Genomic DNA, 14952 nt, shown 5'->3' with positions numbered 1-14952 from the left:
AGCAGTGTAAGTCTAGAACATTCTCGTTTACTACGAAATTGAAAATTAAACTATATAAATATTAGTGAGTTACATAGGCAATTTTTTATATAGCGAGCCAAAGTAATTCTCGGTTATCTCAATTCTATCTTTCTCCAATTTCAGAAGCATTGTTTTTAACATTTGATGCTGCTAGTTTACTAAATATAACAAATAAAATTAGTGTATGCGGATACATGGTTCACGGAATTGATTTGGACTTGTCGGGAATTCACACTAATAAGCTGTTTTATTTTTAAAGGGCAAAGAATTTTCAACGCAAATCAATAGAGGAACTCTACATGCAAAGGGGTATAGATATAAATTCAGCCTTAACTCTTAGAGAGATTTTACTAAGAGATATAAGCCTGGAAGAGGCATCAAAAGAAGCAAGAGAAGTGCTTAACAAGGAGAAAATTGAAATATCTCAGGATGTAAGTGAGAGAGTATCGTCCGTTCTTAAAAATGCGATAACAACAGAAAGTCCTAGTGTTGTAGATGAGTTGTCACAATATTTCTCTAAAGTTGTTAACGATGGGAAGTATGTCTCCCAACTAGTCAGTGCACCTGCTCCACTTTCACAGAAGTTAGGTGTTGAATTGAGTGAGGAATCAATTCAATTTTTAAGCGATATTGATGTTAAGTCCATGTTTGATGAGGAAACGCTACGACTTACTAAAGAGCATTTAGACGGAAGAAGTCTTAGTTTTGAGCCGGGGATTATTTTAGGACCTGATGACGGTCCTAGAATTCCATTTCCGAGGCAAAACCCTAATGACCCGCCGATTCAAATTGACCCTTACGGACCATATGCTGGTATAGGTACAGCCAGCGTTATAATTGCAGTAGCAATAGGGGTTATTTTAGCTAAGAACGTAGATCGTACAGCAGGACCTAGGGTGCTAGATTATTCTGGGCTTGAACGCTTGTGATCTAACTATGAATGAAAGAGTTAGTGTTGTAGTTATGCCGTGGGCCATGGTCCAAGAGCCTGCTCTTGGACCATCTATATTGTCAGCATCATTAAAACGCGAGAGAATCAATGTAAAAGTTGAGTACTGTAATCTTAAGCTTTTAAAGTATCTAAAATTTGAATCTTATACGAGAGTTGCTGACGTATTTGCCCTAAATGACTTTATATTTTCTGGTGTTTTAGATAATAGCTTCACTAGTCACCAAGAAGAAATTTTAGAAGATATAGTTAATTCATTGTGGAGCCATAATAATGATTGGGTCAATGATGAAAGGTTTGCATGTAAGCAAGATGTTTTTAATTACATCTTACAAATCAGAAATAAAATCATACCTAAGTACTTAATGGAATGCGCTGAAAGTATATTGGAGTTTAATCCAGATCTTGTTGCATTTAGCTGCTTATTTGATCAAACAATTCCGTCTTTAGCTTTATCTAAGCTAATTAATGAAATAAACCCAAGTATTTCCATAGCATTTGGAGGTTACGCATTAAAAGGTCCGATTGGTAAGAACATATTAGATGCATTTAACTTTGTTGATAGTGTAGTAACTGGACCAGGTGAAAATGAGATTGTTCGATTGGCAAAGTATGCCCATAATAAAAAAAGAAGCATTGTGAGACATTTGGATGTTTCTTGTAGAGAACCTCAACATGTAGATGATTATCCAATTGAAAACTCACCTGCTCCGGACTTCGATGATTATGAAGATATATTGTTAAAGTTAGATTCTGAAGAAAAGATTAAAGTTGATTGGCGAGTTGTTCCTTATGAAACATCGAGGGGGTGCTGGTGGGGTGTAAAGAGTCATTGTGTATTTTGTGGTATTGATAAGGAAGATCTTACTTATACATACAAGTCGCGAAACAAGGTTCTTTTTGAGGTTGCTTCGAATACTGATAAACACTCAATATCAACAGTTAGATTTATTGATTATATTTTACCCCATCAATACTACGATGATTTGCTGCCAGAGTTATCAGGCAAGAAAGGTATTAATTTTACCTGCGAGCTAAAATCCAACATTAATTCTGAAAAAATGGATAAGCTAAAAAAGGCAGGTTTTGCAGAAATACAACCGGGAATTGAGACTTTCTCCACGAAAATATTAAAAAGAATGAAGAAAGGAGTCACTGCTGCTCAGAACATATTCACCATGAAGCTAGGCCTTCAATCCGGAATAATTGTACACTACAATTTCTTGTTCGGTTTCCCATTTGACGATGAGGAGTCTTACGAGACAATGATTGATCAAATCCCAAGCTTATTCCATTTACAACCTCCCGCTACTGTAGTCGAAGTTCTTACTACTAGGTTTGCTCCTCTTCAAAAGGGATTAGTTTGTGGTGTATCAAAGTCGGAAGTTCCGCATAGATTCTACAATTTAATATTCTCTAAGGGCTTTATAGACTCAACTAAATTTTCCATTTCAGATTACTGTTACTATTTTGAGCAACAATATGATGTCACGCCTAAACTCCGAGAGAGTTATCAATTAATCATTAGTCTTATGCAACAATGGAACTCAAAATTTTACGGAAAAAATAATAGCTTTCTTATCTATGAAATAAATGAAAACGGATGTTTTGAGTTTTTGGATACACGAAATGAATCTGTGCGGAAGTTTAGTCTAGACGCTATAGCTTCAAATATTTATAAAGAGTTAGAAACAAAAATTCGAGGATTGAATTATCTAATAGATACATTCGAAGGGAGATATACATCGTCGCAAGTAAGAAAAGCCATTTCAACTTTATTGCAAAGAAAGCTAGTCTTTCAAGATGATAATACGTTTGTTGGACTGGGCTTGCCTAGGGGAGCACTATCTAATAACAGAGCATTAGAAATGGCAGAGACCGTTGGTCAACCTTAGACAACGAGTAAAATATAACACATTACTGCACGCGCATAATTTATTCGTTGTGCTCGAAATTTACCGGTGAGCAAAGCGTTACTACTGTCAGCTAATGGCACAAAGCGGAAGTAACCCTCTGAATTTAATTATGTATCCGACAGTAATGAGCGAATTACGGACATTAAATATTTTCTTTTGATACTGTTATTATATCCAAGTTTTACAACGTTCCCCTCTATTCAGGAAAATGAGCAATTTGCGCATTTTTGTCCTCAGAGCACTTTGCCAGCTTAAAAAATTTTCTTAGCTAGCAAAAAGTTAGCTAATTTGATAGAAAGTAGTAATCAGAAAAATGAGCCGTTGCGTGGTAGAAATATGCGCGATTTGCGCACTATTAAATTGTTAGGAATCTAAAGGGACAACTGTAATATGGAAGCATTTAATGAAAGAAATTAAAGATTACATCCCGCCTTTAGTTGCTCTCCTCATTCGTGCAGAAGAGTTAAAAGAAGCAGAGTTGACAGAAGCGGAGGTTCTAAAGATAAAAGATTCTTCTTCATACGTTCTAGTTCCTGAGGGTGTTGCAGTAGCAACTGCGGAAAATTGAGGCTATGCGGATATTGACTCAGAAAATGTGTGGGAAGAGTGGCAAAAAATAAGAACAGAAATTTTTGCTAGCGATACCTAACAAGTCAATTATGTGTGGGACGTCTAAAGCTTGGCTGGCGCTCATTCTTCGCTAATTTTAGCCAAGCTTTTTACGCCCCATATTGAGGCGTTAGGTGTTTTATCAAGTATGGAGCGAGCCGTTGTACATAATTCCTATTAGCGAACTAGAGAAGGGCGATATTCTTCTTACAAATGAAAATTCAGCAACTAGCAAAGTTGTAAGAAAATCGACTGGAAGTAATTTCTCACATGCAATTCTTTATGTAGGCTCTGGTAGCTATATACATTCTGATTCTGACGGTGTTCATTCAGGTAATCTGCAAAGGCTTCTGTTTGATGCATCTGAAAACGTGACTGTTATAAGGGTAAAATGTAATCAAGAAACAATAAACCAAGCTTGTGTTTTCGCGAGGTCAAAGATAGGTACAAAATACTCTGTAAGAAGTGCAGTCAATGCAAAACTGAAAGCAAGTAAAAAGGAAAATGAGAATAGGCAGTTTTGCTCTAGGCTAGTAGCACAAGCATACGAATATGCTGGTATTGAGTTAGTAGATAATGCTTCTTTTTGTACGCCTCAGGAAATTCTCGAATCTCAAAGTACCCAAGAGGTTCTAGGGAAGGCGAGAAAGGCAACGGATGAAGAGATCAATTTTGCGAACAGTGAAAACCCGATTGAGAAACAGTCATATATAACTAATGAGATTCTTTCAAAAGTTAGAAAGCTGACTAAAAAAGACATTCAAACTCTTGAACAAATTACACAATATGTGATTGAGAATCCCGTGCATGACCAGCAAATATCCAAAATCTACAGAGATTCAGGGTATTTAACAATGTGGGAGTATGAGACTACAAAAAATGCATGGCGTTATGATGGGCGAATATTTATCAATCTCCCTTTGTCTATTGATGAGTTGATTGAGGTGGCAAGTTCTGAGAAAGACAGAGCCCAGGAGAGGCTTACGCTTTACAAAGGTAATCTTGAACAATATTTTTATATAAATGAAATTCATAAACTAGAGTATGCTTCCATACATTTTGATTTATATAAGAAGCTCGTTGAGAACACATTGGACAATATTAATGCCGCAGAGTATGTGCTGGAAAACACCTAACAAGCGCATGTTGTCGAACTGTTTTTCCGCTGCGCTACAAAACAGCCGCAAATGCGGGCGTTAGGCTCACATAAATCATAGACCGAAAAAGGGAGTAACATGGACGCTGAACTATATTCACAATCAATTCAGTACGAACAATTAACCCAGTCAATATATCAGGCCATACTTGCAAAAGAAGGCGTTAATAATATTGATGTCGAGCATAATGTTTCATTAAAAGGTAAATCCGGCGTAGAGCATCAAATTGATGTTTTGTGGAAATTTAAGCAAGCCGGCGTGGAACATAAAGTGCTCATAGAGTGTAAAAATTATGCCTCATCTTTGACTCTAGAGAAAGTAAGGAACTTTTTCGCTGTACTACATGATATAGGAAATTCAAATGGCTTGATGGTGACGAAGACTGGCTATCAAAGTGGTGCCAAAGATTTTGCTGAGCATTATGGTATTGGGCTAAAGATATTGAGAAAGCCGATTGAACAGGATTGGGAAAACCGAATAAAGGATATTCACTTAAATATTGTTGCCAGAAGTGTTTCAAGTAGTGAGGAGACTCCGCTTACGGCTGAGCTATTAATCAAGCCAAATAGCCCCGAACAGGAAGAAAGACTTGAAGCTTTAAATCAGGCTGGGAAGCTTTCTATTCCATCAGGAGCTGATATCTGTTTATTAGATCAGAATGGAGAGGTATCAACTGAAGAAATGAGATGGTTCTTACCAAGGTCATTGGATACCATTGACAAAGAAGAAGGCGGCCCTTACACGCAAAAAATTGCACTGGAAAATAAATATCTATATGTCAATGAGGGTACTTCTGAACAAGAGCTTGTAGAAATTATGGGAATAGTAGCAACATATTATGTTGAGTCATACAGTGAAGAAGTCATATCTCACGGTGATGAAGTAGTTGAACTTATCCTTAAAGATTTTAGCTCTAATGATGTAGAACATGTTCAGCGAAGATAATGTAGAAAAGCCTAACAAGTGGTAGCAACCGACCGTCAAAAGTGTCACTTTTTTTGCCATAAACGCGGCAAAACAAGCGCCAATTTTGCCGGCGGCTGTGCAAGGCGTTACGAATGACAGCTTGTGGCACAAAGTGGAAGTAACCCTCTGAATTTCATTATGTATCCGACAGCAATGAGCGAATAACGGTCATTGATTAGGTTCAAAGAATCATGCTTTAAAACCGTCCATAAAAACAGTGATAAGTAAATTTATCTGAAAACATATAAAAATGGCGCGTTATGTAATCTCTATTTTGGCTCGAATAAGTAGGTACAAATAATAAGTATCTGATTGTATTAAAATTTAAATTTTACATATCGTGCCATCTAAGGCTCGAATATCTCAATGCTCGTTTTCTACAGATGAATTTCACTTAGACATTAAAAAATTTACCTGTTAACTTTATGACTTTATTAATAAAAAGTTAGCATGCATTTGTGTTTTTTACATTTTCACTCTCGGTTTAACCCGAAATGCACGCTAATACACTGTTATGACTTTCGAGAGATTGTATGGAAACATTTCAGATTAACTCAAAACAAGACGCAAAGAAGCTAAATCTAAAATTAAATACCTACTGGAAAAAGAGTAATGCTGGTTCTGGGTTAGAAAAAGATTATTTTTGCACTGTTTATAAGAAGCTCGAAAATACTAGTGAAAGAGGTAGAGTGTTTAGTGCTCTGATAGATTTAGAAATGACCTACTTATTTATGGCAAAGGATGTAACTAAATCTGGGGGGGGCTGGAACCAAAATTTCGCACCTGGAAAGCTTGAAGGTGGTAGTGTTCTTGATGACTACAATAAATTTCAAGGAAAAGTAGATATCTTAGATGCCCTGAACTCATTTACATTTAGATCTAGAGCATTTTGGGATAAATATATGGGAATCCTTGTTCTCATCAAGGACTTTGAAAATTATCAAAAATATTGCAAAGCGAAAAGTAGAAAAAAGAATTTTAAAAAAATAGCTAGTGAGTGGACTGATTTTCCAATCGAAGTGCAAGAAGCTCTAGTGCATACTCTGCAGCAATCAGAAATATATGGTTTATCCAAACAGCAAGTGGAAGAAGGTACTTTCTACCCCGCAAATTTTTTAGATGTTCTATTTACATATATAGAGCAACTTGATAATCAGTATCGGACACCAGAAGCTCATGGCACCGGAGCTCTTAGAAAGTGGTCTCTTTCTATGTTGCCGATTGAACACTCAAGAGACTTTGATTTGTTGGGGCACTGGAATATAGTTAATTCGATGATACGTGGCCTGCGTGAATATTTAGTCAACTCAGCGCAAATTAAGTCATAACAAGGCCGTGCAATCTGACTCCGCAAACTATCACTTTTTGTGCACAAAACGCACAAAAAGTGACAGTTCGCTACGCAGTTGATGGCGGCGTTATGTCTGTCCGCTTCTGGCACAAAGCGGAAGTAACCCTCTGAATTTAATTATGTATCCGACAGCAATGAGCGAACAACGGTCATTCAACATTGCTTTTCTATTTTGTCAAAGTATATTGCTTGCATAGTCAGGAAAACGACCCAATCGCTCGTTTTTGTCCTAAAACAAAAGCTAGAACTACTGTATTTTAGTAGTAATGGCAATTAGTTAAGAAGTTTGCTACAAATGAGTCATTCAGAAAAACGAGCGACGCTTTGGTAGAAAAACGCGCGATTAGCTCGCTATAAACATGTTAGATTTTTATTCGAGCCTAGGTGCATGGTTAACTTATTTATATTCGGTATTATCTTTTTCGTTTGCTGGCAAATAAATGTAAAAAGAAAGTATTGCACGTCAGATAAAGAGTGGAATGTTTATAAAGGGAACTTTTTACAAGGTATCTCTGTACGTAGTCATGATACTGGTTACTTTGAAATTGGGTTTCACCGTAAAATCACTGTACCACCAATGGGAGTTTACAGTTATGTGTACAGTAAAGATGAATTTCATCACTTGATTCATTGTTTAAAAAATAACATTCCAAGTAAACACAAAAGTAAAGGTTTCAGAACATTAAAGATTGTAAGCGCTCCTAAAAATTTTGATGCCCTTATTACAGAAACAACTTATTTCAGTTGGCAACAACGACTTCTTCAGCGTAAACCGATAGAAGAGTTGATTTCCGATTATGAAGCAAACAAAATCTAACAAGCCAAGTCAACGGGACAATTTTAAGCTGGCACCCGTCGCTTCGCTCCTAATTTTAGCCAGCTTAAAAATTGCCCCTGCTTGGGGCGTTAGCTACCCATACCAAGATTTGTATCACAAGGATATATAGGAGTTATTTGTGAAATCACAACTGGAAAATTTATATAGAAGATCAGGGATAACGAAAGAGAGTTGCTTTCAAGCAAATAGAAGACTTGAAAGGCATAATACTTTATCACTATGGTCGCTCACTATATTAGCTTTCAGCCTTATTGTAATTTCTCTTTTAACTCAGTTGTACGCAAACAATAGTTTTATCGTTGAATATAATCGCTTCCTAGGTTTTTCTATCACTTCTATATCAATATTTGCAATGGTTATTGCTGTTGTTGTTCAGAAAAGTAATTTCTCTTTAAAGGCTGATAAATTTAGAAGGCAGGCAATGGAAATTAACGAACTTCGTTTATCATTTAAACATTTGATTGATAAAGAAGATGACTTAGCAAGTAAACAGGAGCTTTATGAATGCAATAGTAGTAAATACTCCCAAATTTTGAACAGAAATTTAGTTCATGACCAAATTGACTATTACGTATCTAGTAGTGAAGGAATTGAACATAAATATTATTCGATTAAATTATTTATCACAGAGTTTTTAGGTTACATACTAACAATGCTTGTAGCTATTTCTCTTTTATCATGGGCATGTTTCCAAACTTATAGTGCAACAGTTAGTGCAATAGGTAGCTAACAAGGCCGTTAAACTAAAGGACATAAAACTGCAGGCTTATGCTCCTTCGTCGCTAATTTTAGCCTGCTATTTTATGCCGTTTACGGCAAGCGTTACCAACGGCCGAGTTTGGCACAAAGCGGAAGTAACCCTCTGAATTTCATTATGTATCCGGCAGTAATGAGCGAATAACGGACGTTAAGATTCACCGCATTGTGTGTCAAAAGGCTTTCTGTTATACGTGTTAGCCCTTATCTCTACTTACAGGAAGTTGAATGATTAAATTCACAGGACGAATATTTAAAGCTGTATTTTTAATTAGCACCATTACAATTAGTTTTTGTTCTTTATCGAAAGACATATGGAAGTCAAAGGGATATGGATATGTGTTTGATTTGAGTGATTCCAACACACCGATTATCTATGACATTACAAATGATTATTGCCTACGAAATCATTTTTTAACGGAAGAAGCTAGAAGAGATGGGATATCCATTGATAAAAAAAAGGGCCTATTAGACTTTGATAAACTGTTTCCATTAATAGTTACTAAACTAGAAACTATACCCAAAGCTTGTATTTCTAAAGAACAAAAAACATTTCAAAGTGATGGCTATGTTTTTAATGCTTATCACACTTTGGATATATTGCTTAGTAATTTTTCTTATCATTATGCATTCTCTGACTATAAAGACATAGATTGGAAACTCTTGAAATCACATTGGCTTAAAAGAGTAAATTCGGAAACCACTCCAGAGCAATTACAATCAGTTATTGATGATTTTCTAAAGACTATCAGGGATGGTCATGCGATACTTTTTAATCAATTTTTAGAAAGAGTTGCCTACTACACGCCAAGAGAATCGAAGTCTGAAAAAAGGTTGCGAGACTTTCTAGCTGGCAATACTGAATTTACAGAAATATCTCAAGTTTACCAATATGTATATAAACGTTGGCTCAAAAACATTGAGTCATACTTTGCAGTTGATAGTCCAACTCAAAAGCTAGCGGATAATTTTTTGTTCGCAAAACTAAAAGGTGGAGGTACGTACTTTAGAATTGACAGTTTTGATGAGCATGGCACTAAGAAGGTAATGGAAAAAGTAACCCCACATTTTGTTAATTCCAAAGGTCTGATTATAGATCTTAGAGATAGTTCTGGTGGTAGTGATTTGGTAGCTTTAAAAATTATGGCATATCTAATTGATCAACAAGTCCGAGTCGGTAGTAAAAGTTTCAAATTGTCGACTGGTATGAGTGATAAGAAAGATATATTCGTTTTTCCTGAAATAGACAAACCTTTTGTTGGAAAAATTGTTGTGATTTCAAGTGAACAAACTCCTAGCGCAGCCGAATTCTTTTTAATGGCACTAAAAGCAAGAAACCATGTGACAATTATTGGTGAAAATAGTCGTGGTGCATTGAGTGATGCGTTAACAAAGGCTCTACCCAACGGCTGGGGGATTACAATATCCAATGAAAAATACATGGATGAAAGGGGAAACAACTATGAGTTTACAGGAATACCTGTAGAAGAAAGCTTCGAGTTTCCGAATCTTCTGGATATTGAAAAAAGTAGAGATTCAGCATTGGAATATGCGATAGAGCTTATAACTAATTAGTTAATAAAGGGCCGCTATTGGCACTAAACTGAAGCAGGTTTATGAGCATACATCGATTATACAAAATAAGTTAGAGACACTTATAGCTAATAATATTAATCTATAAAAGTTAGAATTTGTTTAAATAATCAACTTATAAAAATAATAAGGATGTTTTAAAAGTGAAGACCCTAATTATTCCATTATGTGTTTTAACATTCTCGGTAAATGCTGAACAAATGGTGATTCCAGATTACGATACAGCTAGAGATCATTGGTTTTGGGATAAACTATATATCTTTGGTGGTGAAGGGTTATATTGCTCTATTCCTTATGACATTAAAGGGAATTATGTAAATTACAAGGGCAAGTCAAAAAAGATGACCCTAGAGCACGTATATTCCGCTGATTGGATCGCGGATTATCATGACTGTGATAATAGAGACACTTGCGAGACTCTCTCCTATAAACGCGCAGAAGCAGACCTACACAATTTATGGCCTACTCATGGGGGGGGTAAATTCCTCTAGAAGCAATTATCCGTATAATGATATCCCTGATGAAATTTCCGAAAATAGATATGCTGACAAAGGTTGTCCGGACTTTGAGCGTATATATGGAGTAAGCAAGGAAAAGATTTTTGTTGAGCCTCAAGATTCGGTTAAAGGTTGATTAGCACGCTCAATGCTTTATATGAACTCAGAATATGGATTGCCATTAAGGGGAATGGAAAATCTTATGTTACGGTGGCATATACAATATCCTGTAGATAGTGAAGAGCTTTGGAGGAATTACGCTATTTATAAGTTACAAGGCACTCATAATCCTTGGATTAACAAAATTAAATAAGTACGTTTGGAAATGGCACTATCTGGAAATGACACTAAAGGGACTGTGGAAAGATCACCAAAAAGCGTAATTTTATGCAAATTTAGACTTCACTTTTATGCTAAGTTTTACTTTAATAACATCGCTTATTTATTGAAGTAACCAGGTAGCTTTATGCAAATTTACACTACAAACTACATTTACTTCCCAGTGTTTTTCTTTTAAGTTTTTACTTTCTCATTGATTGTTAGTTATATTTTCTTATTTTTCCCCTTTACTTAACCGTCATTGTTAAATCGTTACACCTTGTATTTACTTAATACATAGCAACGCAATACACTTGTTTTGATTGTTGTGCGTCGAATACGTCTTTTTTCTCTTTCTTATTTTTTGTTTTTGCTTGTTTCCTTCTGTTCCATCTAACTATTAGTTTTTATTCGGTTAATTGATGACACTTTAAAAGTGTCCGCAGCGGACACTTTTTCTGTCCGCGGACAATCTGATTTTTGCATATTAAAAGTTAACTTACTGAAATTGTTGTAAATTAAAATTTGGCATGCAACTGGTATTAAGTTAATCAGTTTATCGTTTAGGAATAGAACAATGGTAGTAATGTCCGCTTTCTTTATTGTGCCAGCGTTTATGTTATTGGCTTCATTGTTTATCAGCGTATTTGAACAACACACACGATTTTAGGGAAAAATATGATTAAAGATACCAGTGGCCAAGATCAAGTAATCAAACAAAAGCCAAAACGATTAAAACCGGCTTTAGCGATTACGTTAATGCTATCTGTTGTTACATGGACGGGGTTTGCCATGTTTAACAGCGATAACGCCAGTATGTCGATAAATAAAGCGCAGCTGCAGTTAGCAAAAGTAGAGCTTGGTAACCTTGTTCGTGATGTTGCTGCAACCGGTAAAATTGTAGCGGCGAATGCACCAAAAGCGTATAGCCCTGAACAAGGCTTTGTCTCATTGAATGTAAAAGCAGGCGACACAGTTGAAAAAGGCCAAGTGATTGCTGAGGTTGAAAGCCCGGAACTTAACAATAGCTTAAAACAACAAGAGTCAGAATTGGCTAGGCTCAAAGGCGAACTTGCACGAAGTGAACTGGCGGCCAGACGTCACGCCTTAGCACTTACTAAAACACTTGATTTAGCCCAAGTAGAGCTGAATGCAGCAGAGCGCGAAAATCGCCGTGCTCAACTTTCAATTGAAAAGCGTTTGATCAGCCAAATCGATTTAGAAAAAGCGGTTGATGATTTAGCAAAAGCCAAGCTTACTTATAAGCATGCACAACAAGAAGTTGAGTTGGCAAAAGATACCTTGTCATTCGAACTTCAATCATCAAAAAGCCAAGTAGCAAGGCAGCAGCTGGTGGTTGATGAGTTGCAGCGTAAAGTGGGAAATTTAGCAATAAAAGCAAGTGTATCGGGCATTGTTGGTAATTTATTGGTACAGCCAAAGGCGATGGTGGTAAAAAATCAAGCCTTGTTAACGCTGGTCGATTTATCGGCCTTTGAAGCTGAGCTGCAAGTGCCAGAAAGCTACGCGAATGACTTAGGCATAGGCATGACGGTTGAATTAAAAATTGGTTCAGAGCAAATCACAGGGCAACTCTCGGCAATTTCGCCAGAAGTGAATAACCGTGAAGTGACCACTCGAGTGCGTTTTGAAACCAGCGATATCAGTAATATTCGTCAAAATCAGCGATTGTCAGGGCGCATTTTACTTGAAAACCGAAGTGATATTTTAATGGTAAGACGCGGTGGGTTTTTAAATGCAGGGGGCTATGTTGCATATAAGATTAACGGCGACCTTGCACAAAAAATCGAAATTACCACGGGCGTTACCAGTATTAATCATGTAGAGGTGTTAGCTGGGTTAGACGTTGGCGACGAAATAATTATCTCAAACTACGACACATTCAAAAACGCGGATGCGCTATTGCTACGCTAATCAACAGGAAAGAAGGCAAAAAAATGTTAAAAATGAATAATATAAGCAAGGTGTATCAAACAGAAATGGTACAAACTCATGCACTTCGTGATTTTAATTTAAGTGTTGAAGAAGGGGAATTTATTGCCGTTACAGGGCCATCGGGTTCAGGCAAAACGACTTTTTTAAATATCGCCGGCATGCTAGAGCCATTTACCAGCGGCGAGTATTTGTTAGATGGTATTGATGTCGGTAAGTTAAATGACAATCAACGTGCAGATCTGCGCAATCAAAAAATTGGGTTTATTTTCCAAGGATTTAATTTAATTCCAGACCTTAATTTATATGAAAACATCGAAGTGCCGTTGCGCTACCGTGGTATTAAAGCAGCAGAGCGAAAACGCCGTATTGAACAATGTTTAGAGCAAGTGGGGCTTGCAAGTCGCGCCAAGCATTTACCGCAGCAACTTTCTGGTGGACAACAACAGCGGGTCGCAATCGCGCGTGCCCTTGCCGGTGAGCCTCGTTTTTTACTTGCTGATGAACCAACAGGTAACTTAGACAGTTTAATGGCACGCCAAGTAATGGAATTACTTGAGCAAATTAATCGTGATGGCGCAACCATTATTATGGTTACTCATGATGCAGAGCTTGCACGTCGAGCACCACGCAATATTCAAGTTGTTGACGGTCAGCTTGCCGATTTTACCTTGTATCAAGGTAACCCTAATGTGGCTGTAGGAGCATAACCATGTTGAGTCATTATATTGATTTAAGCTGGCGGAGCTTTAAGCGAACGCCGCTTGTCAGCTTTTTAATGGTGCTGGCAATTGCTATTGGCATAGGTGTCACTATGACGAGTCTATCTGTGTATCACATGATGTCGATGGACCCAATTCCAAATAAAAGTAAAAAGTTGTTTGCTGTTCAATTGCAAACTATGGATGAGGTTGAAACATGGTTCTCATCAGATGATTTGCCTTATCAGTTGACCTATAAAGATACAACTAATCTGCTCAATGCAGATTTACCGTACAAACGCGCAGCCATGATGAAAACGGGGTTTTCGGTACACTTAAACTCAGATAAGGTTAAACCGTTTTTTGAAACTACCCGCGTTTTTTCGCGTGATGCATTTGAAATGTTTAATTTATCGTTTATTCATGGCGGTGTATGGAGTATTGAGCAAGAAGAAAGTGCTGCACCTGTGGTGGTGATATCTCAAAGCTTGAGTAAAAAGCTATTTGGCAGCGACAACAGTGTCGGCCAAACACTTTATCTTGATGATCTCAGTATGCGCGTTGTCGGTGTGATTAAAGATTGGCAGTTACACGTTAAATATTATGATTTAAATAATGGTTCATTTAACGACCCCGAACAAATCTTTATTCCGTTTTCGTTAATCAAAGCGAATGAAATTAATACCTGGGGTAATACCAATGGTTGGAAGTACGAAGTTGTAAAAACGTTCTCAGATAAATTAAATTCAGAAAAGGTATGGTTACAGTTTTGGGTGCAGCTTAATAACGCTGCTGAAAAGCAAGCGTACAGTGAATATTTGGCAAACTATATTGCACAGCAGCAAACTCAAGGGCGCTTTAACCGTAAAGATGCCCAGTACAAACTAAGAGATGTAAATGAGTGGATTGCTTACTGGGAAGTTGTGAACGAAGACAACAAAATAATGGTCGCACTGAGCTTTATGTTTTTGGCGGTGTGTATTGCCAATATTTTAGGGCTACTGCTCGCTAAGTTTTTACGTCGTGCACCTGAAGTTGGTGTTAGGCGCGCGCTAGGAGCAAGCAAACGTCAGGTGTTTTATCAGCATATTGTTGAGGTGGCGATGCTTGGTTTATTTGGCGGCGTAGTAGGGATTTTAATTGCACAACTTGGCCTTTTGGGAATTCGCCAAAGTTATAGTTATTACGACAGCCTTGCCAATATGGACCTTATTATGTTGCTAACCGCGCCGGTTATCGCGATTGCTGCGTGCATAATAGCGGCATTATATCCCGCGTGGCTGGTGTGCAAAACTAATCCATCTACGTATTTGAAAACCCAATAAGG

13 protein-coding genes are annotated in these 14952 nt (G+C 37.1%); all 13 read left to right on the top strand.

The genetic code is table 11. The annotated features are described in order from the left end of the window. Nucleotides 1-320 precede the first annotated feature (320 nt). Nucleotides 321-950 (top strand): hypothetical protein, encoded by a 630-nt coding sequence (locus ACHSBP_RS09625; protein ID WP_395388718.1) that lies wholly within the window; start codon nucleotides 321-323, stop codon nucleotides 948-950. A gap of 7 nt (nucleotides 951-957) precedes the next feature. Further along, nucleotides 958-2865 (top strand): RiPP maturation radical SAM C-methyltransferase, encoded by a 1908-nt coding sequence (locus tag ACHSBP_RS09620; RefSeq protein ID WP_395388717.1) that lies wholly within the window; start codon nucleotides 958-960, stop codon nucleotides 2863-2865. A gap of 424 nt (nucleotides 2866-3289) precedes the next feature. Further along, nucleotides 3290-3454 (top strand): hypothetical protein, encoded by a 165-nt coding sequence (locus ACHSBP_RS09615; RefSeq protein ID WP_395388716.1) that lies wholly within the window; start codon nucleotides 3290-3292, stop codon nucleotides 3452-3454. A gap of 175 nt (nucleotides 3455-3629) precedes the next feature. Then, entirely contained in the window at nucleotides 3630-4631 is a 1002-nt protein-coding gene (locus ACHSBP_RS09610; protein ID WP_395388714.1) for a YiiX/YebB-like N1pC/P60 family cysteine hydrolase, read from the top strand. A 99-nt stretch (nucleotides 4632-4730) separates the two neighbouring features. Continuing rightward, on the top strand, nucleotides 4731-5597 hold the full coding sequence (locus ACHSBP_RS09605) for a restriction endonuclease (protein WP_395388713.1): 867 nt from the start codon (nucleotides 4731-4733) through the stop codon (nucleotides 5595-5597). Nucleotides 5598-6151: 554 nt separating this feature from the next. Beyond that, the gene (locus ACHSBP_RS09600) at nucleotides 6152-6946 is read left to right on the top strand and encodes a hypothetical protein (RefSeq protein WP_395388712.1); all 795 of its coding nucleotides are present in this window, start codon (nucleotides 6152-6154) and stop codon (nucleotides 6944-6946) included. A 411-nt stretch (nucleotides 6947-7357) separates the two neighbouring features. Further along, nucleotides 7358-7786: a hypothetical protein gene (locus ACHSBP_RS09595; protein WP_395388711.1), complete on the top strand. Its 429-nt coding sequence runs from the start codon at nucleotides 7358-7360 to the stop codon at nucleotides 7784-7786. Nucleotides 7787-7925: 139 nt separating this feature from the next. Beyond that, nucleotides 7926-8537, top strand: coding sequence for an SLATT domain-containing protein (locus ACHSBP_RS09590; RefSeq protein WP_395388710.1), 612 nt, complete (start codon nucleotides 7926-7928; stop codon nucleotides 8535-8537). Nucleotides 8538-8791: 254 nt separating this feature from the next. Further along, nucleotides 8792-10138, top strand: coding sequence for a S41 family peptidase (locus ACHSBP_RS09585; protein ID WP_395388709.1), 1347 nt, complete (start codon nucleotides 8792-8794; stop codon nucleotides 10136-10138). A 663-nt stretch (nucleotides 10139-10801) separates the two neighbouring features. After that, nucleotides 10802-10966, top strand: coding sequence for an endonuclease (locus ACHSBP_RS09580; protein WP_395388708.1), 165 nt, complete (start codon nucleotides 10802-10804; stop codon nucleotides 10964-10966). A gap of 683 nt (nucleotides 10967-11649) precedes the next feature. Then, the gene (locus tag ACHSBP_RS09575; RefSeq protein ID WP_395388707.1) at nucleotides 11650-12906 is read left to right on the top strand and encodes an efflux RND transporter periplasmic adaptor subunit; all 1257 of its coding nucleotides are present in this window, start codon (nucleotides 11650-11652) and stop codon (nucleotides 12904-12906) included. Between the two features lie 23 nt (nucleotides 12907-12929). Continuing rightward, a complete protein-coding gene (locus tag ACHSBP_RS09570) occupies nucleotides 12930-13634 on the top strand; it encodes an ABC transporter ATP-binding protein (protein ID WP_010559735.1) in 705 nt (234 codons plus the stop codon). 2 nt (nucleotides 13635-13636) lie between these two features. Next, nucleotides 13637-14950 (top strand): ABC transporter permease, encoded by a 1314-nt coding sequence (locus tag ACHSBP_RS09565; protein ID WP_010559736.1) that lies wholly within the window; start codon nucleotides 13637-13639, stop codon nucleotides 14948-14950. The last annotated feature ends 2 nt before the right edge of the window (nucleotides 14951-14952 follow it).

The organism is Pseudoalteromonas sp. XMcav1-K (genome assembly GCF_044005875.1).
Lineage (GTDB): Bacteria > Pseudomonadota > Gammaproteobacteria > Enterobacterales > Alteromonadaceae > Pseudoalteromonas > Pseudoalteromonas spongiae.
Note: the sequence above shows the minus strand (reverse complement) of the source record. Positions and strands in the feature narration are given on the sequence as shown.

Coding starts and splice junctions, on each gene's coding strand:
- ACHSBP_RS09570 (WP_010559735.1), top strand. CDS start 12,930: ATGTTAAAAATGAATAATATAAGCAAGGTGTATCAAACAGAAATGGTA.
- ACHSBP_RS09600 (WP_395388712.1), top strand. CDS start 6,152: ATGGAAACATTTCAGATTAACTCAAAACAAGACGCAAAGAAGCTAAAT.
- ACHSBP_RS09615 (WP_395388716.1), top strand. CDS start 3,290: ATGAAAGAAATTAAAGATTACATCCCGCCTTTAGTTGCTCTCCTCATT.
- ACHSBP_RS09625 (WP_395388718.1), top strand. CDS start 321: ATGCAAAGGGGTATAGATATAAATTCAGCCTTAACTCTTAGAGAGATT.
- ACHSBP_RS09580 (WP_395388708.1), top strand. CDS start 10,802: ATGCTTTATATGAACTCAGAATATGGATTGCCATTAAGGGGAATGGAA.
- ACHSBP_RS09620 (WP_395388717.1), top strand. CDS start 958: ATGAATGAAAGAGTTAGTGTTGTAGTTATGCCGTGGGCCATGGTCCAA.
- ACHSBP_RS09595 (WP_395388711.1), top strand. CDS start 7,358: ATGGTTAACTTATTTATATTCGGTATTATCTTTTTCGTTTGCTGGCAA.
- ACHSBP_RS09575 (WP_395388707.1), top strand. CDS start 11,650: ATGATTAAAGATACCAGTGGCCAAGATCAAGTAATCAAACAAAAGCCA.
- ACHSBP_RS09605 (WP_395388713.1), top strand. CDS start 4,731: ATGGACGCTGAACTATATTCACAATCAATTCAGTACGAACAATTAACC.
- ACHSBP_RS09585 (WP_395388709.1), top strand. CDS start 8,792: ATGATTAAATTCACAGGACGAATATTTAAAGCTGTATTTTTAATTAGC.
- ACHSBP_RS09565 (WP_010559736.1), top strand. CDS start 13,637: ATGTTGAGTCATTATATTGATTTAAGCTGGCGGAGCTTTAAGCGAACG.